An 18,619-nucleotide genomic window follows, 5' to 3' on the forward strand; every position below is an offset into this window, starting at 1 on the left:
CATGAGCAACACCCGAACCAGGACGATCAAACCGGTACGCTGGGGCATCCTCGGCACCGCCAACATCGCCGTCGACCAGCTGATTCCGGCGATGCACGCGAGTCCCTGGTGCGAGCCCTGGGCGATCGGCTCGCGCGATCTCGACAAGGCACGGCGTTGTGCCAGGGAGATGGGGATTCCGCACGCCCACGACAGCTACGCGGCAGTGCTCGACGATCCCGAAGTCGAGGCGGTGTACATCCCACTACCCAATCATCTGCACGTCGAGTACGCGCGGATGGCAATGGATCGCGGCAAGCACGTGCTGTGCGAGAAGCCGATCGCCATGACGGCCGCCGAGGCCGAGGTGCTGGCCGACGTACCACAGGGCATTGTTCTCGGCGAGGCCTTCATGGTTCGCCACCAGCCTCGCTGGGTCGAACTACGCAAGCAGCTGCGCGATCAGGCGATCGGCGAAGTACGCGCCGTGCAAGCCTTGCTTTCCTTCACTCTCGACAGCCCCGGCGACTTCCGCCTGCGTCGCGAATACGGTGGCGGCGCGATCTTCGATCTGGGTTGCTACGCCTCGATGACCACCCGCTACCTGTTCGATACCGAGCCGCAGAGGGTGATGGCGCTGATCGAACGCGACCCGGAACACGAGGTCGATATCCGGGCCACAGCCATCCTCGACTACGGCCAGGGGCGTCACGCCAGCTTCACGGTCAGTACCGCCATGGCCGCCACTCAGCATCTCCATGTGGTGGGTAGCACCGGGGCGATCGACCTGCCCTTCCCCTTTGCTCCGCAGCAAAATGCGTCCTCGACGATAATCGTCGACCGTGCCAGGGCCCTCAACCAGTGCGCACCCGAGCCCCAAACATTCGCTCCCGCCGCTCACTACGAGTGCGAGGTCACCAATTTCGCGCGAGTGATCCGCGGCGAATCGGCTCCCCATTTCGACATCCGTGACGCCATCGCCAACATGCGAGTGCTCGACGCACTGTTCGCCTCCGGCGAGTCGGGCACCTGGCAGCCGGTAACCTAGTTAGCCGGTACATCCTCCCCAGAAACGGCAGGCCACTAGATGCTGAGCGAGGGCCGGGGACCCTCGGCCTCGAGGATAACCGGTGGGCCTGCTGACCGAGCCAAGGCTTCATCGCCGTCTTAAGCGGCCTATCCCGGCCCCCGGGCCGCCGTGTCTCTGGGCGCTTCCCCAAAACGTGTCCGATAGGCCCGGGAAAAGTGCGCGGGATGCGTAAACCCGGTGGCCAGGGCGGCCTCGGATACGGTGCAGTGGCTGCTGGGATTGGCCCGCCAGGCGGCAGATCTCGGGGATCGGCAACAGTGACCGGCCCGATAGCCCTGACCTGCATCAGCCCCATTACGACTTTAACGACGACCTGCTTTCACCAGGCAGCACCTTCCTGGCCGGCGTGGCACGCGAGTACTTGCGCACCCACCAGTAGACAGCAAACCACCATCGAACTCCGGGTATCAAGCAGGAGAGACCGGTAGCTAACGCCATGTCTGCTCCGCCGGCGCCTCATCCACTCCCGCGCCGCGGCACTGAAGCCGCCGCGGTCCACCCCCGCCAGCAGCAGCCTGAGCGCTTCTGGCCGGCTGTCCACGCTCGCCTCCTCGGGGCCATTCGATGCAGGGAGTCGCGTCATTTTTGCACCAGGTGCAAAGATGTTTTGCATGTGATGATGATTGAAGCGCTCAGTCACGATCCTCACCCTTGGGCGTACGACTGATTAGGAGATTAACGAAAGCCCATGAACATCCTGCTGCTCAACGGTGCCAAGGCCTATGCCCACTCCGGCGGCCGCTACAACGACACCCTGCACGAGACCGCTCGTGGCACCCTGGCCGAACAGGGCCACGCCCTGCAGGAGACACGCATCGACGATGGCTACTCGGCAGACGCCGAGGTCGACAAGTGGCTGTGGGCCGACGTCATCATCCTGCAGATGCCGGGCTGGTGGATGGGCACCCCCTGGACGGTCAAGCGCTATCTCGATGAAGTGCTGACCACGGGCCATGGCAAGCTCTACGCCAGCGACGGCCGCTCGCGTCAGGACCCGACCCGACAGTACGGCAGTGGCGGCCTGCTGCAGGGCAAGCGCTACCTGCTGTCACTGACCTGGAACGCGCCGCAGGAAGCCTTCGACGCCCCCGGTGACTTCTTCGAGGGCCGCGGCGTCGACGCCGTCTACTTCCCGGTGCACAAGGCGCTGGAATTCCTCGGCATGAGCGCCCTGCCGACCTTCCTGGCCAACGACGTGATCAAGGCACCGGCCATCGATACCCACCGGGACGCGTACCAGGCTCACCTGGTACGCGTCCTCGACGAACGCCACAACGCCTGAATCCGACCCAAGGAGTTCGCATGACGACCCAAACGCTGCCTAATCCCGGCTTCGGCACCTTCCGCCTCGAGGGGGACACCCTCAAGCAGAGCATTCAGACCGCGCTCGAGCTCGGCTATCGCCATATCGACACCGCCCAGTTCTATGGCAACGAGGCCGAGGTCGGACAGGCCATCGCCGAGAGCGGCATCCCTCGCGAGGAGATCTTCCTGACCACCAAGGTCTGGCACGACCGTCTCGCCCCCGGCGACCTGGAAGCCAGCGTCGAGGAGAGCCTGAACAAGCTCGGCACCGACCACGTCGATCTGCTGCTGATCCACTGGCCTTCGCCCGACGACGAAGTGCCCATGGCCGACTACCTGACGGCGCTCAAGGACGTGCAGCAGGCCGGCAAGACCCGTCATATCGGGGTCTCGAACTTCACTCGCGCCCAGCTCGACCGGGCCGTCGAGATTCTCGGCGAGGGTGCCCTGCTGACCAACCAGGTCGAGGTGCATCCCTTCCTGCAGAACCGCGCGCTGATCGAGCACTGCGAACGCTACGGCATCGCGGTGACCGCCTTCATGCCGCTGGCCGTCGGCAAGGTCATGGAAGACGAGACCCTGGTGCGCATCGCCGATGCCCATGACGCCAGCCCGGCGCAGGTCGCCCTGGCCTGGCTGAACCAGCAGGGCATCGTGACCATTCCGTCCTCCACCAAGGCGAAGAACATCCGCAGCAACCTGGTCGCCCTCGAGCTCACCCTGAGCGACGAGGAGATGCAGGCCATCGCCGCCCTCGACCGCGGCGCGCGCATCGCCAACCCGGACTTCGCCCCGGCCTGGGACCGAGCCAAGCCTGAACCGACGGTGACGGCGCCACGCTGACACGCCGCCGACATTGTCTCCGCGGGCCCGGCGTACCGGGCCCGCGGCCACCCGATCACCGGGCAGAACCCGCCTTCCTCGGAGCCGGTCGCGCGCGGCCTGATGAGCGCCCTCAAGGGCTCAATCCGGCTAGCGGGAGCCGCCACCACGGGCGGGGCGGCCATGCCGGTCCCGCCCGTGGTCCATCGGCACCATCGATCCCCGCCGCCTCGACGCGCTATGCTGGCTGCCCCTCGAGCTCATGCCGCAAAGGAGTCAGCCATGAACCGTATCGCCTTCATCACCGGTGCCACCTCCGGATTCGGACGCGCCTGTGCCCACCGCTTCGCCGAGGCGGGCTGGTCGCTGGTGCTCGCCGGCCGTCGCGAGGAGCGCCTCGACGAGCTGCGTGAGGCGCTGAAAGACCGGGTGCCGGTGTACACGGCAGTGCTCGACGTGCGCGACGACGCCGCGGTGAAGGCCGTGGTCGAGGCCCTGCCCGACGACTTCCGTGGCGTGACCTGCCTGGTCAACAATGCCGGCCTGGCCCTGGCGCCCGAGCCGGCGCAGCGGGTCGACCTCGCCGACTGGCACACCATGATCGACACCAACATCCGCGGGTTGGCCAACGTCACTCATGCGCTGTTGCGGACGCTGATCGAACAGGGTGCCGGCACCAGCATCATCAATCTCGGCTCGGTGGCCGGTGACACCCCCTACCCCGGCAGCCATGTCTATGGCGCCACCAAGGCCTTCGTCAAGCAGTTCAGCTACAACCTGCGCTGCGACCTGCTGGGCACCGGCGTGCGCGTGACCGATGTGGCCCCGGGCCTGGCCGAGACCGAGTTCACGCTGGTGCGCACCGGCGGCAACCAGGACGCCCACGACGCTCTCTACCAGGGCACCACGCCGCTGTCCGCCGAGGATATCGCCGAGCAGATCTTCTACGTCGCGACCCTGCCCGCGCATATCAACATCAACCGGATGGACGTGATGCCCGTGCGTCAGGCCTGGGCGCCCTTCGCCATCGACCGCGACTGACGGGCATGCCGGTCGCTCGCCGGGCCGCCGCTCGGCGAGCGACTCCCGAACCGGCCCGGCGACAGTGAGCAAGCCAAGTGGACCGGGAAGAATGGAAGGAGAGAGAAGGAAAATCCCACGCAAAAAAAAGCCGCCCGATGCTTGGCATCGGGCGGCTTTTCGATATTCGTTTGGTGGAGCCTAGCGGGATCGAACCGCTGACCTCAACACTGCCAGTGTTGCGCTCTCCCAGCTGAGCTAAGGCCCCACTGTTGCTCGCCGGTACTGCCTTGCGAGAACGAGGCGAATACTACGGTGAAAAGTCTCAAGCGTCAAGCCTTGAATCATCTTTTCCACATCGCACCGAGCCCGGCCACGGCCGCAAGAAGGCCCGCACGACGGTCTTGAAACGATGATGTCGTGCGAGCCATGCCTCGCCGCCAGCGTTTTGCCGTTTAGCGACTCCGGGCACCTTGCCCTCTCAGGGAGGGCAAACGAGGGCCGGGGCCCTACTCGGCGGTGGCCAGCAGGCTGGCGTTGCCGCCGGCGGCGGTGGTGTCGATGCAGAGGTGGCGCTCCACCGCATAGCGCTCCGGGGCGATGATCTGGGTCTCCAGCGGCACGATGGGCCCGTCGCGCTCGGCCAGCGCCAGGCGCAGCTCGCGGGTCCAGTCGCTGCTGCCGGCGGCGGCCACCGCCACGATGCCCTCGAGGGCGGTGAGGGTCTCGGCCTCGACCCGGCCGTCGCGCCCGGCGACCGGCGCCCCGGCCCGCTCGAGCGGCTTGACGGCCTCGGCCGCGCCCGGCGCGACGATCAGCGCCGGGCAGCCGGTTCCCAGCGCCTGCACCGCTTGGGCGACGGCGATCTCCAGCGTCGGCCCGAGGCAGAGCACCGGCCCCTTGGGGTACATCGCCAGCCGGTTGCTCTCCCCGGTCGGCCCCGGCAGGGTCTGGGGCGTCATGTCCAGGGAGGCGGCCTCGGCCAGCGCCTTGCGGATCACCCCGCGCTGGCCGGAGAGTGCCCGGCGCAGCACCTCGACCCGGTCGGGCCGCGCCGCCCAGTTGCGCGGATCGAGCCCGTCGAGGGCGGACTGCAGCTCGCCGAGCGCCACCACCTCGCCGCCGGGCGCCTCGTGATGCTCGACCTCGGCGGTGCGGCGGAAGCGGGTGACGTAGAGCGGCCCGCCGGCCTTGGGCCCGGTGCCCGAGAGCCCTTCGCCGCCGAAGGGCTGGGAGCCGACGATGGCGCCGATCTGGTTGCGGTTGACGTAGACGTTGCCGACGTGGATCCGCTCGACGATCTGCTGCACGCGATCGTCGATGCGGGTGTGCAGGCCGAAGGTCAGGCCGTAGCCCTTGGCGTTGATCGCGTCGACGACCCCGTCGAGCTCCCGCGCCTTGAAGGTGGCCACGTGCAGCACCGGCCCGAAGACCTCGCGCTCCAGATCCTCGATGCCGCCGACCTCGACCACCGCCGGGGTGACGAAGGTGCCGACGTCCGGCGCCGGCAGGGTCTTCAAGAGCTTGCCGGCCTTGCGCTGGGCCTCCACATAGGCGCCGATGTCGGCCTGGGCCTCGGCGTCGATCACCGGCGAGACGTCGGTGTCGGTGTTCCAAGGATCGCCGATCACCAGCGCGTCCATGGCGCCGTCGAGCATGGTCAAGAGCCGCTCGCGCGCCTCCTCCTGGACGTAGAGCATGCGCAGCGCCGAGCAGCGCTGGCCGGCCGACTGGAAGGAGGAGATCAGGATGTCGCGCACCGCCTGCTCGGTCAGCGCGCTGGAGTCCACGATCATGGCGTTGAGCCCGCCGGTCTCGGCGATCAGGACCGCGTCCGGCCCGGCGTTCTGGGTCAGCGCCTTGTGGATGATCTGCGCCACCTCGGTGGAGCCGGTGAAGCAGACCCCGGCGATGCGCGGATCGCTGGTCAGGGGGCCGCCCACCGTCGGCCCGTCGCCGGGCAGCAGCTGCAGCGCCGCCTCGGGCAGGCCGGCCTCGCGCATCAGTTCGACGGCCCGGGCGGCGATCAGCGGCGTCTGCTCGGCGGGCTTGGCGAGCACCGCGTTGCCGGCCCCGAGCGCGGCGGCGATCTGGCCGGTGAAGATGGCCAGCGGGAAGTTCCAGGGGCTGATGCAGACGAAGATGCCCCTGGCGCTGCCGGGCTCCTCGGCCTCGAGGCGCTCGCTCTCGTTGGCGTAGTAGCGCAGGAAGTCCACCGCCTCGCGCACCTCGGCGATGCCGTCGAAGATCATCTTGCCGGCCTCGCGGGTGGCGATCACGGTCAGCTCGGCGATGTGCTCTTCATAGAGGTCCGCGGTGCGACGCAGCACCTCGGCGCGCTCGGCCACCGGCCGCGCCGACCACGCCTGGAAGCCGTCCTCGGCGGCGTCCAGCGCGGCCGCCACCTCCTCCCGGGTCGCCTCATGCACCTGGCCGACCACCCTCGAGGTGTCGGCGGGAGAGCGCGCATCGCGCGCCTTGCCCTGGGGCGCCGGGCTCCCGGCGAGCATCGGCCCGGCCGTCCAGGTGGCGTCGGCGAAGGCCTCCCGGGCCGAGATCAGCGGCAGGATCGAGGCCGGCTCGTTGATCCGATAGCCCCGGGAGTTCTTGCGCTCCGGGGCGAACAGCTCGCCGGGCTGGCGGATCGAGGGGCTGGCGATGGCGTCACCCAGGCGCTCGTGCTCGGCCACCGGATCCTTGGAGACCTCGCTCGGCGGAATGGTGTCGTCCACGACCTGGTTGACGAACGAGGAGTTGGCCCCGTTCTCCAGCAGGCGGCGCACCAGGTAGGCCAGCAGGTCGCGGTGGGCGCCGACCGGCGCGTAGATGCGGCAGTGGGTGCCTTCCGCCTGGCGAACGATGTGATGCAGCGACTCGCCCATGCCGTGCAACCGCTGGAACTCGTAGCTCTCCTTGTCGTCACCGGCCATGGCGATGATGGCGGCGCAGGTGTGGGCGTTGTGGGTCGCGAACTGCGGGTAGATGCGATCGCGCCGCTCAAGCAGCATGCGTGCGCAGGCCATGTAGCTGACGTCGGTGTTGACCTTGCGGGTGAAGACCGGGAAGGTCTCGACGCCCATCTCCTGGGCCAGCTTGATCTCGGTGTCCCAGTAGGCGCCCTTGACCAGGCGCACCATGATCCTGCGGTCGTAGCGCTCGGCCATCGTGTGGAGGGCCTCGATCACCGGCGCGGCGCGGCGTCCGTAGGCCTGCACCACCACCCCGAAGCCGTCCCAGCCGTCGAGCGCCGGGTCGGCGAGCAGCGCCTCGATGACGTCCAGCGACAGATCCAGACGGTCCTGCTCCTCGGCGTCGATGTTGAAGCCGATGTTGGCCTTGGCCGCCTGCCTCACCAGCTCCTGGGCGCGCGGCACCAGGACCCTCATCACGGTGTCACGGTGGGTGGTCTCGTAGCGCGGATGCAGCGCCGAGAGTTTCACCGAGATACCGGGGCTACTGCGCACGTCGCCCTGGGCCTGCTTGGCGATGGTGCGAATCGCCGTGGCGTAGGCGTCGTGGTAGCGCAGGGCGTCGTCGTCGGTGCGCGCCGCCTCGCCCAGCATGTCGTAGGAATAGGTGTAACCCTGCTTCTCGAGCTCACGGGCGTTCTTCATGCCCTCCTCGATGGTCTGGCCGAGCACGAACTGGCGGCCGAGGACCTTCATCGACTGGCCCACGGCGGTGCGCACCACCGGCTCGCCCATGCGCCGCACCAGGCCGCGCAGCGCACGCACCGGCCCCTTGGGATCCTTTTCCAGCACATTGCCGGTCAGCATCAGCGCCCAGGTCGAGGCGTTGACCATCGACGAGGACGACTTGCCGAGGTGCGCGCCCCAGTCGGACGGCTCGATCTTGTCGTGGATCAGGTCGTCGATGGTCTCGGCGTCGGGCACCCGCAGCAACGCCTCGGCCAGGCACATCAGGCCGACGCCCTCGGCGGTGGAGAGCCCGTACTCGGCCAGGAACGACTCCATCATCGACGGCGAGGTCTCCTTGCGCACCCGCGCCACATAGTTGGCGCCGGCCTCGGCCACCAGACGGCGCTCCTCCTCCGAGAGCCCAATGCGCTCGACCAGCCCGCGCAGCACCTCCGACTCGTCGACGTCGTAGTGGGCGCGGATGCGCGAGCGCAGCTCGCTCACGGCATCGTGGGGATGAAGGTTGGCTTCGTTCATGGTCAATCTCCCTGGCGACGCGCCACGCATCGGCGATTCTCGGGCGCGGATGGCATCGTCGTTGTCGAAAGTTACACACTAGCATAGGGCCCTGGGGGTAGGCCCGAAGAGGCAGGCGGTCGCGGCGTTGCTCTCAGGCTTTCCCGCGGCAGACGTCGCGGGGTGCGCTGCTGCGCCACGCGAAGCGGGTCACCCGAAAGGGGGAAAGGTCGAGGGCCGGTGGCTCACCGGACAGGCGGGCGGGGTCGGGCGAACGCCCAGCGAAGAACGACACCCGGGCGGCACCGCCCGCATGCCCTGAACACAGGTGAAAGAGCCTCCGGCATCGCCCCGTGAGAGACGGACCCTCTTCGGTAGATACACTCTGTGGCCCAGCCGCAGCACAGACGAGGTGGGCGGTTAACGGGTGGCCGCTGCAGGCAACGTAGCCAAGGGGCCAGGCATTCGTGGCGGCCTCGATGACGCCTTGCTGGGAAAGGCTTGGAGCGCCTCCAGGTAATGGCCATGTCCGCCGCCTGACATGTCACCGAAAAATGCCCAACTGGACATCTTGCCGTTTCCCTCACCCAGCGTTATCTCACGACACCTAGACGGTCGGCTAACGACAAAAAACAAAAAAGCCGCCCGATGCATTGCATCGGGCGGCTTCTCGGAATTCGTTGGTGGAGCCTAGCGGGATCGAACCGCTGACCTCAACACTGCCAGTGTTGCGCTCTCCCAGCTGAGCTAAGGCCCCACTGTTGCTCGCCGCTGCTACCTTGCGAGAACGAGGTGAATAATACGGACATTCTCCCCGCCCGTCAACAGCTTGGCGGGAAAAATCCCCCCTTGGTATGACACCAATTCACCTTAGGAAAATGTTGTGCCACGCTAGGGGCTGACCATGGCCTCCTTCCAACGCGCCAGACATACTCAACACCATTTTCAGGAGCACCTGCCTTGATCAGGGTTCTCGTTGCCGACGACCATCACTTGGTTAGGACCAGCATTGCCCACCTGCTGGACGCCGAGCAGGACATCTCCATCGTGGGTGAAGCCGCGGATGGCGAGGAAGCCATTCGTCTGGCCCGTGAACTCAAGCCGGACATCGTGCTGATGGACATCCGCATGCCGGGCATCGGCGGGCTGGAGGCCACCCGCAAGATCCATCGCTTTACCCAGGACATCCGTATCCTGGTGCTCACCGCCTTCATCGAGGACACCTTCGCCCAGCGCCTGCTCGATGCCGGCGCCCAAGGCTTCATCAGCAAGGGCTCTCAGCACGATGAGATGGTGACCGCCGTGCGCGGCGTCTTCGCCGGGCAACGCTACATCAGCCCGGAGATCGCCCAGCGCCTGGTGCTGTCGCGCATCGACGCCAGCGACAATCCCTTCGACCAGCTGTCACAGCGCGAGCTGCAGGTCGCGATGATGATCGTCAACTGTCAGAAGGTGGCCGACATCGCCGACCGCATGTTTCTGAGCCCCAAGACCGTCAACACCTATCGCTATCGCATCTTCGAGAAGCTTAACGTGCACTCCGACGTCGAACTGACTCACCTGGGGCTGCGCCACGGCCTGGTCGACGGCTTCAGCGAGGTGGAATAGCCGCCGCCCCGCCTGGCGGCGAGTCTGATAGGATGAGCCTCCATCCTCGCCAGACCGCCGCCCGATGAGTTTCGATTCGCGCCACTTTCTCGCCACCGTCACCGAAGCCCCCGGCGTTTACCGCATGCTCGACGAGAGCGGCGAAACGCTCTATGTCGGCAAGGCACGCCGACTCAAGCCGCGCCTGGCCAGCTACTTTCGCGGCGCCTTGAACACCAAGACCCAGGCGCTGGTCGCGCGCATCGCCGATATCCAGGTGACGGTCACCAACAGCGAGACCGAGGCGCTGCTGCTCGAGCAGACGCTGATCAAGGAACAGCGCCCGCCGTACAACATCCTGCTGCGCGACGACAAGTCCTACCCCTTCGTGTTCGTCACCGACCGCCATCCGTTTCCTGCGCTCGAATACAAGCGGGCACGCACCCGCCACGACGACGGTCGCTATCTGGGCCCCTATCCCAGCAGCACCGCGGTGCGCGAGAGCCTGTCGCTGATGCAGAAGATCTTCCGCATCCGCAACTGCGAGGACAGCGTCTTCGCCCATCGCACTCGGCCCTGCCTGCAGTACCAGATCGATCGCTGCACGGCGCCCTGCGTGGATTACATCTCCGAGGCCGACTATCGGCGCGACCTGGAGCACGCCATCCAGTGCCTGGAGGGCAAGAGCGAGGCCGTGACCCAGGAGCTGACCCGCGACATGGAAGCCGCCAGCCAGGCCCTCGAGTTCGAGGAAGCCGCTCGCCTGCGCGACCAGATCCAGCAGCTACGCCAGCTTCAACAGCGCCAGTTCGTCGACACCGGCAGCGGCGACGCAGACGTCTTCGCCCTGGCCTCTCGCCCCGGGGCACTGTGCATCTCGGTACTCGCCATTCGTCAGGGTCGACTGCTGGGTGCCCGCCACCACCAGCCGACCAACGGCCTGGACCTCGGCCCCGAGGCGCTGCTCGGCGAGTTCGTCAGCCAGTTCTATCTCGGCCAGGCCCGCGAGATTCCCGGCGAGGTGATCACCAGCCATGCACTGCCGGACGCGGAGCTGTTGGCCCAGGCGCTGAGCGAGCATGCCGGCAAGCGGGTTCGCGTCACCGACCAGGTGCGCAGCCACCGCGCCCAGTGGCAGGAGCTGGCCCGCACCAACGCCGAACAGCAGCTGGCCGGCCAGCTGGCCAATCAGACGCAGCTCGCCAGACGCTTCGAGGCGCTGCGCGAGGCGCTCGGCCTCGAGCAGCCCCCGGAACGCCTGGAATGCTTCGACATCAGCCACAGCCAGGGCGAGGCCACCGTGGCCTCCTGCGTGGTGTTCGATGCCGACGGCCCGCGCAAGTCCGACTATCGCCGCTTCAACATCGAGGGCATCGAGCCCGGCGACGACTACGCCGCCATGCGCCAGGCCCTGACCCGTCGTTTCAAGCGCCTCGCCCAGGGGGAAGGGGCGCGGCCGGACATCCTGGTCGTCGACGGCGGCAAGGGCCAGCTCAACATGGCCCGCGAGGTCTTCGCCGACCTCGGCGTGACCGGCGTGATGCTGCTCGGCGTCGCCAAGGGCAGCACCCGCAAGGCCGGTCTCGAGATCCTCTATCTGGAGACCGTCGATCGCACCCTCGATCTCGACGCCACTTCCCCGGCGCTTCACCTGTTGCAGCACATCCGCGACGAATCCCACCGCTTCGCCATCACCGGCCACCGCACCCGGCGCGACAAGGCACGGCGCACCTCGACACTCGAGGACATCCCCGGCGTCGGTCCGCGCCGCCGACGCGAACTGCTGCGCTTCTTCGGCGGCCTGCAGGGGGTGCGCCAGGCCAGCCGTGACGAGCTCGCACGAGTACCGGGCATCAGCGCCACCCTGGCCGACACCATCCATCGCGCCCTGCACGGATGAATGCCGCCGGGCATCGCCAACGCTCCACCCCGGCGTACGACACGATCCATCGCGCTCTACATGGATGAGTGTCGCCGAGCCGGATAGAATGGCCGGATATTTCGTGTTCCCACCTCAGGCAAGGACCGCAGCTTCGATGAACATTCCCAATCTCCTGACCCTGGCCAGAATCGTCTTCATCCCGCTGCTGGTCGTGCTGTTCTATCTGCCCTTCTCGTGGAGCATGCTGGCCACCGGCGCGCTGTTCGGCCTGGCCTCGATCACCGATTGGCTGGACGGCTACCTGGCCCGGCGCTGGGATCAGTCGACGCCCTTCGGCGCCTTCCTCGACCCGGTCGCCGACAAGTTGATGGTGGCCGTGGCCCTGGCACTGTTGATCGAGCGCTACGATGCCAGCTGGCTGACGCTGCCGGCGCTGGTCATCATCGGCCGCGAGATCGTGATCTCGGCCCTGCGCGAATGGATGGCCGAGATGGGCAAGCGTGGCACGGTGGCCGTCTCCTCGATCGGCAAGGTGAAGACCACCCTGCAGATGATCGCCCTGCTGCTGCTGCTGGGCTTCGCCCCGGGCACACCGATCGCCACGATCGGCGTCGTCACCCTCTATGCCGCGGCACTGCTGACCCTGTGGTCGATGATCCAGTACCTGCGTGCCGCCTGGCCGCACCTCAGCGACTCGATGTAATGAATCTCCAGAAAAGCGTTTGACAGTCACCGACTTATCCGTATAATACGTCCTCGAGTCAGGCGGGAATAGCTCAGTGGTAGAGCATCGCCTTGCCAAGGCGAGGGTCGCGAGTTCGAATCTCGTTTCCCGCTCCACTCTCTTCGAAGAGCAACGTCGACGAAGAGAACTGACTCGACCGGATCAATGCGCAAGACGGGCCATCGTCTTCGCTCCATCCCCCACGGGTGGCACGATCCTTGAGGCTGGATGGCAGAGTGGTTATGCAGCGGACTGCAACTCCGTGTACGCCGGTTCGATTCCGACTCCAGCCTCCATCATTCCTATAGCTGTGCGCTCGAACCCCGCCCGGATGGCGAAATTGGTAGACGCAAGGGACTTAAAATCCCTCGGTGGCAACACCGTGCCGGTTCGAGCCCGGCTCCGGGCACCATGATTCCCTGACCCGCCATGGGCCGACCTGTCGACGGTACCCTCCCCCATGAAGCTGGTACGCCCGCTCCGCGATCCCTACTTCACGAATCAGCATCGCCGCATCCTGCACGTGCTGCGCGTCGCGCTGGCACTGATCGTCGCCTATGCGGTCACCGAACCCTTCGATCTTCCGCACCGCGGCTGGGCGCTGGTCAGCACCGTGATGGTGATGGGCAACCTGCCCCACATCGGCGGCGTGCTCGACAAGGGGCGCCAGCGCCTGCTGGGCTCGCTGATCGGCGCCCTCTGGGGGCTGCTGCTGATCGTCACCCTCACGCCCTGGCCGGCCCTGCTGCATCTCGGCGCCCTCGCCGGCATCGCCGCGGTGACCTGGTACACGTTCAGCAAGCGCTTCGGCTACGGCGGCCTGATGTTCGCCATCAGCCTGCTGCTGGTGGTCGGCGGCAGCACGCCGGAGCTGGATGCCGCCCTGTGGCGCAGCTTCAATGTGCTGCTGGGCACCCTGATCGGCATCGGCGTCACCGTACTGGTCCTGCCCCACAAGGCCACCGACCTGCTGCGCTTCGCCCTGGCCGATCACCTCGACCACATGGCCCGGCTTTATCACGCCCATACCTCGGCCAGCGCGCCGCCCGATCTCGACACCCACGAGTTGCTCAAGGGCTGCAGCAAGCTGCTGGTCAAGCAGCGCGGCCTGGTCGATGCCATCCACCGCGAGAACCGCCTGACCCGAATCGAGCTGGACGAGCTCATCTCCCTGCAGCGCCGCATGTTCTCGACCATCGAACTGCTGCTGGAAACCCACTGGAACACCCGCGCCGGCCACGAGCTCATCGATGCCATGGAAGGGCTGCGCGATCAGCAGCACACCCTGGCCCGCGGCATCGGCACCCTGGCCTTCCAGGTACGCACCGGCCACCCCATCGACGTCGACCTCGCGCCCTTCGACCTGCAGCGTCACGCCGGCCTCGCCGGCGACGCCCGCGCCGAGGACGGCCGCCGCCTGTTCAGCCCCAGCGGCTACCTGTGGCTGAACCGCGAGCTGGCTCGCCTGACCGGTGAGCTGGTCGAGCGGCTGGGCAGCCTGGAACGCCTGCCCAGCCGCCGTCTGCGCAAGGGCGCCTCGCGCCACGGCCTGCTCGAGCCCCACGACAGCGGTGATGCCTCGCGGTAACGCCCCGCCATGAAAGGAACCCTCCGATGCCCGACAGCACCCACGAGACCCTGATCATCGGCGGCGGCATCGCCGGCCTGGTACTGGCCCTGGAGATCGCCGAACAACGTCCCGTGACGCTGCTGCAGCCGTCCCGCAATGCCATGGGCGCCAGTCGCTGGGCCCAGGGCGGCATCGCCGCCGTGCTGTCGCCGGACGACGATCTGGAGGCCCACGTTGCCGACACCCTGGTGGCCGGCGATGGCCTGTGCGACGAGGCCGCCGTCCGCTTTACCGTGGAACAGGGGCCGGACGCCATCGCCTGGCTACTGTCGCTGGGCGTGCCCTTCACCCCGGACCCCGACCCCGAGGCCCGCTATCCGTATCACCTGACCCGGGAAGGCGGCCACGGCGCGCGCCGCATCATCCATGCCGATGACGCCACCGGGCGCGCCGTGGTGGAAACCCTGCGACAGCACGTCGAACACCATCCGCACATCCGGCTGCGCACCGACCTGACCGCCATCGGCCTGATCGGTGATACGGCTGGCCAGTGCCGTGGCGCCCGCTGCCTCGACGAGCAAGGCAGGCTGGTGGAGCTGCCGGCGGCGGACACCGTGCTGGCCACCGGCGGTGCCAGCGGCCTGTTCCGCCACACCACCAGCCCCGATCCGGCCTGCGGCGAGGGCATGCTGATGGCGGCCGAGCTCGGTGCCGAGCTGATGAACCTGGAATTCCAGCAGTTCCACCCCACCTGCCTGTTCGACCCGGATGGACCGCCCTTCCTGATCAGCGAGGCCGTGCGCGGCGAAGGCGGCCATCTGCTCGATGCCGAAGGCCATCGCTTCATGCCCGAGGTCGACCCCCGTGCCGAGCTCGCTCCCCGCGACGTGGTCGCCCGCGCCATCGACGCCGAGATGCAACGCAGCGGCCGCGAGCATGTCTGGCTCGACGTGCGCCACCTGGGGGAAGACGCCATTCGCCACCACTTCCCCACCATCCACGCCCACTGCGCCTCCCGCGGCATCGATATCGCCCACGAGCCGATTCCGGTGGTCCCGGCCGCCCACTACAGCTGCGGCGGCGTCAGCACCGATCTCGAGGGCGCTACCACGGTGCCGCGCCTCTATGCCGTGGGGGAAGTCGCCGGCACCGGGCTGCACGGCGCCAATCGGATGGCCAGCAACTCGCTGCTGGAGTGCCTCGCCTTCGCCCGCAGCTGTGCCCGCCGCCTGCGCCATGCCGCCCCCGCCGATTCGGCCCCACTGACGCCGTGGCACCCCGGCACCTCCACGGTGCCGGAGACGGAATGCCGGACGCTGCTCGCCGAGGTGCGCGGCATCATGAGCGAGAACGTCGCCATCGTGCGCCACGATGCCGGACTCGCCACGGCCGAGCGGCGCCTCGCCGAGCTCGCCGAGCGTCTGGCGCCACGCATCGCCGACGCAACGCCCAGCGTCGCCCTCGCCCGGCTGTGGCACGCCCTGCGCCTGGCACGGCTCACCGTGGCCAGCGCCCGGTCGCGGCGCGAATCCCGCGGGCTGCACTTCAATCCGGACTGCCCGCTGCACGGCGACCCCGCGCCGCAGCCGTCTCGTGTCCATCTCAGTGATCTGGTTTCGCTCAACGACTGAACGGGAAGACGGCACGAAGCGGCGGCCAAGGCAACGCGGGGCGTCGCGACCCATGGCACGGGGGCACGGCATCGGGGAAACCTGCCTCAGGAGAACGCCGGGAAAGCATCAGGAAAGAGAGTGAAGCGCCTTGCGCAGCCGACGCAGCGATTCGACATCACCGCTGTCGGGCCACAGCCACAGGCGCCTACCGGGCAGGCGCAGGCCGATCAGCCAGGGCCCCAGATAGTCGCACCGCAGCGGCACTTGCTGCCAATGCTCAGCACCGTCGTGGCGCCAGGCCAGCAGCGGCGCGGTCTGGTCACGAGCCTGCAGACGCAGGGTACCGCTCGGTCGGCGCCGCGCGGCATCGACCAGTACGACCCCCATCAGGACCGCCGCCGCCAGGGCCGCCCACCACGGGGCGTACAGACCCAGCCACCCCACCACACCCAGGGCCGGCAGGCCCTGGGCAAGCAGCGACAACCTAGAGGTTGCGATAGTGATCGTTATCGGTGCTCTCGGCATGCTCGACGATCATCTTGACGATGCGGCGGCGCTCGGGCTCCTCGGGCCACTCGCGGCGCATCAGCCAGGCGAAGAGATCCTGATCCTCCTCGTCGATCAGGGTGCGATAGGCGGCCTGATCCTGCTCGCCAAGATCATCATAGCGCTGCTCCAGGAAGGGAATCAGCAGCAGGTCGAGCTCCCACATGCCACGACGGGAATGCCAGTAGAGGCGCTTGCGAAGGGCGGCTGCCGCGGACGAATCGTCGTTCAAGATCGGCCTCGTTGATCCGATGAATGTGGCGACAGTATACCCGAGCCATCCGCCCCCCGGCAGCCCGCGCGCCGGCCGATGCGCTTGCGGTACGACCAAGGGCCGACCAGCGTCGGGCACGGGCCCGACAGCGGCACGAGACTTGCGTGTGCAGGCTAGTGCGTTGTTTTATCGAAAGTTGCACAGTATGCTTTGAGTAACGATCGCCCTGCGCCCCACGGCCGGATCAGGACAGCACGGAGAGAGCCGATGACCAAGTCCGAATTGATCGAGCAGATTGCCATGCGACAGCCCGAGCTGTCCGTCAAGGATGTCGAGGCCGCCGTACGGCTGATCCTGGATGACATCACCGACACCCTGGCGGAGGGCGGGCGCGTCGAGATCCGCGGCTTCGGCAGCTTCTCGCTGCACTATCGCGAGCCGCGCGTCGGTCGCAATCCCAAGACCGGCGACCCCGTCGATCTCGACGGCAAGTTCGTCCCGCATTTCAAACCCGGCAAGGAGCTGCGCGAGCAGGTGGACGCCAGCCGCGCCCTCGGTTACTGACGGGCGTATCCGACCGCCCTTCCCTCTCTTTCCACACGACACGGGAACTCACACATGCGTTGGCTCAAAGGCCTGATCCTGGCCGTCATCCTGCTGGTGGTACTGCTGGTCGGCATTCTGTTCGCCGTCAACAATCAGCAGGCCCTGCCCCTCAACCTGATCTGGATCGAACTGCCGTCGGCGTCGCTTTCCGTCTGGCTGCTCTCCAGTCTGGTGATCGGTGTGCTGCTGGGCATGCTCGCCATGGGCGGCGTCTACCTCCGCCTGCGCACCCTGCTGACCCGCGCCCAGCGCCATAATCAGCAGCAGCGCAAGGAGCTGGACCAGCTGCGCGTCCAGGAGATGAAGGAACTGCCCTGAGCATGACCGATGTTCTGCTGCTGGCCCTGTTGTTGGCAGCGGTCGCCATCGGCTGGTGGCTCGGCCGCCGCGAACGCCGGACCACCGCCCCCGCCTCTCAGCCCCCGACGCTGGCCCGCGATTACTTCGTGGGCCTCAACTATCTGCTCAACGACCAGCAGGACCGCGCCATCGAGACCTTCATCGGCGCCCTCGAGGTCAACAGCGATACCATCGAGACCCACATTGCCCTGGGCAACCTGTTTCGCACTCGCGGCGAAGCCGACCGCGCGGTGAAGGTCCACCAGAACCTGCTGGCACGCCCCACGCTCAGCGGCGAGCAGGGTGATCGGGTGCAGCTGGAGCTGTCGCGTGACTTCCTGCAGCTCGGCCTGCTGGATCGCGCCGAGCGGCTGCTCTTCTCGCTGATCAAGGACAGCCAGAACAGCGAACATCGCCACGCCGCGCGCAAGCTGCTGGTCGACCTGCTGGAGCGGGAGGGCGAATATCAGCAGGCCCTGGACGTGGCCCAGCCGGCACTGGTGAAGGAGAGTGACGACGTGCGCCGCGCCGCGGCGCACTGGCTGTGCGAGATCGCCGACCAGGAGCGCCAGTCGGCGAGTCCGGTGCTGGCAAGACGCCACCTCAAGCAGGCTCTCGCCACCGACCGCCGGTGCGTGCGCGCCAACCTGATGCTGGCCGACATGGCCCTGGAGACGGGCCAGTATCGCCAGGCCATTCGCCTGCTGCAGCGCATCCCCGATCAGGACAAGAACTTCATTCCCACCCTGCTCGAGCCCCTCGGCCGCGCCTACCGCCTGCTCGACGACGAAGAGGGGCTGATTCGTCATCTCGAGTCGCTGCTGGAGATCGCGCCCTACACCAGCGTCATCATCATGCTGGCCGAGGCCCTGCGCCGCCATCAGGGAGACACCGAAGCCGCCCAGGCACTATTGACCCGCGAACTCGAGCGCTCGCCGAGCCTCGGCGCCGTGGACTACCTGATTCGGCTCTATCACCAGCAGGAAGGCAGCACCGGGAATCCACGCATCGAGCTGCTGCAGCGCCACACGCACACCCTGCTCAAGGCCCGCCCCCGTCATCGCTGCCAGCGCTGTGGCTTCAGCGGCGAGCCGCTGCTATGGCAGTGCCCCCGCTGTCGCAGCTGGGGCACCACCAAACCGATCACCGGGATCGAGGGCGAATAGCG

The 18,619-nt window shown here is 67.5% G+C and carries 15 protein-coding genes, 5 tRNA genes and 1 pseudogene; 15 read left to right on the forward strand and 6 right to left on the reverse strand.

Features of this window, described 5'->3' with window-relative positions; all coding sequences use genetic code 11:
- Position 1 precedes the first annotated feature (1 nt).
- Positions 2–1,027, forward strand: a complete 1,026-nt coding sequence (locus tag ACGTNF_RS04600) for a Gfo/Idh/MocA family protein (RefSeq protein WP_394600635.1) — start codon at positions 2–4, stop codon at positions 1,025–1,027.
- A 128-nt stretch (positions 1,028–1,155) separates the two neighbouring features.
- On the opposite strand, the pseudogene ACGTNF_RS04605 reads toward ACGTNF_RS04600, so the two are convergent.
- Positions 1,156–1,324, reverse strand: a pseudogene (locus ACGTNF_RS04605) (helix-turn-helix domain-containing protein); the annotation flags it as partial.
- 433 nt (positions 1,325–1,757) lie between these two features.
- Here ACGTNF_RS04605 and ACGTNF_RS04610 point away from each other — a divergent pair.
- From ACGTNF_RS04610 to ACGTNF_RS04620, 3 genes are all read left to right on the forward strand, one after another.
- Positions 1,758–2,351: an NAD(P)H-dependent oxidoreductase gene (locus tag ACGTNF_RS04610; RefSeq protein ID WP_394600636.1), complete on the forward strand. Its 594-nt coding sequence runs from the start codon at positions 1,758–1,760 to the stop codon at positions 2,349–2,351.
- A 20-nt stretch (positions 2,352–2,371) separates the two neighbouring features.
- Positions 2,372–3,217, forward strand: coding sequence for a 2,5-didehydrogluconate reductase DkgB (dkgB, locus tag ACGTNF_RS04615; protein ID WP_394600637.1), 846 nt, complete (start codon positions 2,372–2,374; stop codon positions 3,215–3,217).
- A 261-nt stretch (positions 3,218–3,478) separates the two neighbouring features.
- Entirely contained in the window at positions 3,479–4,237 is a 759-nt protein-coding gene (locus ACGTNF_RS04620) for an SDR family NAD(P)-dependent oxidoreductase (protein WP_394600638.1), read from the forward strand.
- A gap of 171 nt (positions 4,238–4,408) precedes the next feature.
- On the opposite strand, the gene ACGTNF_RS04625 is transcribed toward ACGTNF_RS04620, so the two are convergent.
- From ACGTNF_RS04625 to ACGTNF_RS04635, 3 genes are all read right to left on the reverse strand, one after another.
- Positions 4,409–4,484, reverse strand: a tRNA-Ala gene (locus tag ACGTNF_RS04625).
- Positions 4,485–4,725: 241 nt separating this feature from the next.
- Positions 4,726–8,391: a bifunctional proline dehydrogenase/L-glutamate gamma-semialdehyde dehydrogenase PutA gene (gene putA, locus ACGTNF_RS04630; protein WP_394600639.1), complete on the reverse strand. Its 3,666-nt coding sequence runs from the start codon at positions 8,389–8,391 to the stop codon at positions 4,726–4,728.
- A 660-nt stretch (positions 8,392–9,051) separates the two neighbouring features.
- Positions 9,052–9,127, reverse strand: a tRNA-Ala gene (locus ACGTNF_RS04635).
- Between the two features lie 203 nt (positions 9,128–9,330).
- Between ACGTNF_RS04635 and uvrY the strand changes: the two genes are divergently transcribed.
- The 8 genes from uvrY (at position 9,331) to nadB (ending at position 15,764) form a co-directional block, all read left to right on the forward strand.
- Positions 9,331–9,978 (forward strand): UvrY/SirA/GacA family response regulator transcription factor, encoded by a 648-nt coding sequence (uvrY, locus tag ACGTNF_RS04640; protein ID WP_152479168.1) that lies wholly within the window; start codon positions 9,331–9,333, stop codon positions 9,976–9,978.
- A gap of 64 nt (positions 9,979–10,042) precedes the next feature.
- Positions 10,043–11,857: an excinuclease ABC subunit UvrC gene (gene uvrC / locus ACGTNF_RS04645; protein ID WP_152479169.1), complete on the forward strand. Its 1,815-nt coding sequence runs from the start codon at positions 10,043–10,045 to the stop codon at positions 11,855–11,857.
- Positions 11,858–11,993: 136 nt separating this feature from the next.
- A complete protein-coding gene (gene pgsA, locus ACGTNF_RS04650; protein ID WP_016855296.1) occupies positions 11,994–12,542 on the forward strand; it encodes a CDP-diacylglycerol--glycerol-3-phosphate 3-phosphatidyltransferase in 549 nt (182 codons plus the stop codon).
- 62 nt (positions 12,543–12,604) lie between these two features.
- Positions 12,605–12,679 (forward strand) — tRNA-Gly (locus ACGTNF_RS04655).
- 106 nt (positions 12,680–12,785) lie between these two features.
- A tRNA-Cys gene (locus ACGTNF_RS04660) sits at positions 12,786–12,859 on the forward strand.
- Between the two features lie 29 nt (positions 12,860–12,888).
- A tRNA-Leu gene (locus tag ACGTNF_RS04665) sits at positions 12,889–12,975 on the forward strand.
- A 48-nt stretch (positions 12,976–13,023) separates the two neighbouring features.
- Positions 13,024–14,151 (forward strand): FUSC family protein, encoded by a 1,128-nt coding sequence (locus tag ACGTNF_RS04670; RefSeq protein WP_394600640.1) that lies wholly within the window; start codon positions 13,024–13,026, stop codon positions 14,149–14,151.
- Positions 14,152–14,177: 26 nt separating this feature from the next.
- Entirely contained in the window at positions 14,178–15,764 is a 1,587-nt protein-coding gene (nadB, locus tag ACGTNF_RS04675; protein WP_394600641.1) for an L-aspartate oxidase, read from the forward strand.
- 108 nt (positions 15,765–15,872) lie between these two features.
- On the opposite strand, the gene ACGTNF_RS04680 is transcribed toward nadB, so the two are convergent.
- Positions 15,873–16,229: a hypothetical protein gene (locus tag ACGTNF_RS04680; protein ID WP_394600642.1), complete on the reverse strand. Its 357-nt coding sequence runs from the start codon at positions 16,227–16,229 to the stop codon at positions 15,873–15,875.
- A 1-nt stretch (position 16,230) separates the two neighbouring features.
- Positions 16,231–16,524: an FAD assembly factor SdhE gene (locus ACGTNF_RS04685; protein WP_016855300.1), complete on the reverse strand. Its 294-nt coding sequence runs from the start codon at positions 16,522–16,524 to the stop codon at positions 16,231–16,233.
- Positions 16,525–16,749: 225 nt separating this feature from the next.
- Here ACGTNF_RS04685 and ACGTNF_RS04690 point away from each other — a divergent pair, with 225 nt between their 5' ends.
- Genes ACGTNF_RS04690 through lapB form a run of 3 tightly spaced genes read left to right on the forward strand, consistent with a single transcriptional unit; the run spans position 16,750 to position 18,617 of the window.
- The gene (locus tag ACGTNF_RS04690; RefSeq protein WP_272943086.1) at positions 16,750–17,070 is read left to right on the forward strand and encodes an integration host factor subunit beta; all 321 of its coding nucleotides are present in this window, start codon (positions 16,750–16,752) and stop codon (positions 17,068–17,070) included.
- A 54-nt stretch (positions 17,071–17,124) separates the two neighbouring features.
- Complete coding sequence (locus ACGTNF_RS04695; RefSeq protein WP_394600643.1) at positions 17,125–17,430, forward strand: lipopolysaccharide assembly protein LapA domain-containing protein; 306 nt, start codon at positions 17,125–17,127, stop codon at positions 17,428–17,430.
- 2 nt (positions 17,431–17,432) lie between these two features.
- Positions 17,433–18,617 carry a lipopolysaccharide assembly protein LapB gene (lapB, locus tag ACGTNF_RS04700; RefSeq protein ID WP_394600644.1) on the forward strand — a complete coding sequence of 395 codons (1,185 nt, stop codon included), beginning with the start codon at positions 17,433–17,435 and terminating at the stop codon, positions 18,615–18,617.
- Positions 18,618–18,619: the final 2 nt, after the last annotated feature.

The organism is Halomonas sp. B23F22_10 (assembly GCF_043496975.1).
Lineage (GTDB): Bacteria > Pseudomonadota > Gammaproteobacteria > Pseudomonadales > Halomonadaceae > Halomonas > Halomonas smyrnensis.

What these genes read in the sequence shown, in the direction of transcription:
- ACGTNF_RS04695 (WP_394600643.1), top strand. Translation starts at nt 17,125, where the DNA reads ATGCGTTGGCTCAAAGGCCTGATCCTGGCCGTCATCCTGCTGGTGGTA.
- lapB (WP_394600644.1), top strand. Translation starts at nt 17,433, where the DNA reads ATGACCGATGTTCTGCTGCTGGCCCTGTTGTTGGCAGCGGTCGCCATC.
- pgsA (WP_016855296.1), top strand. Translation starts at nt 11,994, where the DNA reads ATGAACATTCCCAATCTCCTGACCCTGGCCAGAATCGTCTTCATCCCG.
- ACGTNF_RS04600 (WP_394600635.1), top strand. Translation starts at nt 2, where the DNA reads ATGAGCAACACCCGAACCAGGACGATCAAACCGGTACGCTGGGGCATC.
- putA (WP_394600639.1), bottom strand. Translation starts at nt 8,391, where the DNA reads ATGAACGAAGCCAACCTTCATCCCCACGATGCCGTGAGCGAGCTGCGC.
- ACGTNF_RS04620 (WP_394600638.1), top strand. Translation starts at nt 3,479, where the DNA reads ATGAACCGTATCGCCTTCATCACCGGTGCCACCTCCGGATTCGGACGC.
- nadB (WP_394600641.1), top strand. Translation starts at nt 14,178, where the DNA reads ATGCCCGACAGCACCCACGAGACCCTGATCATCGGCGGCGGCATCGCC.
- dkgB (WP_394600637.1), top strand. Translation starts at nt 2,372, where the DNA reads ATGACGACCCAAACGCTGCCTAATCCCGGCTTCGGCACCTTCCGCCTC.
- ACGTNF_RS04610 (WP_394600636.1), top strand. Translation starts at nt 1,758, where the DNA reads ATGAACATCCTGCTGCTCAACGGTGCCAAGGCCTATGCCCACTCCGGC.
- ACGTNF_RS04670 (WP_394600640.1), top strand. Translation starts at nt 13,024, where the DNA reads ATGAAGCTGGTACGCCCGCTCCGCGATCCCTACTTCACGAATCAGCAT.
- uvrC (WP_152479169.1), top strand. Translation starts at nt 10,043, where the DNA reads ATGAGTTTCGATTCGCGCCACTTTCTCGCCACCGTCACCGAAGCCCCC.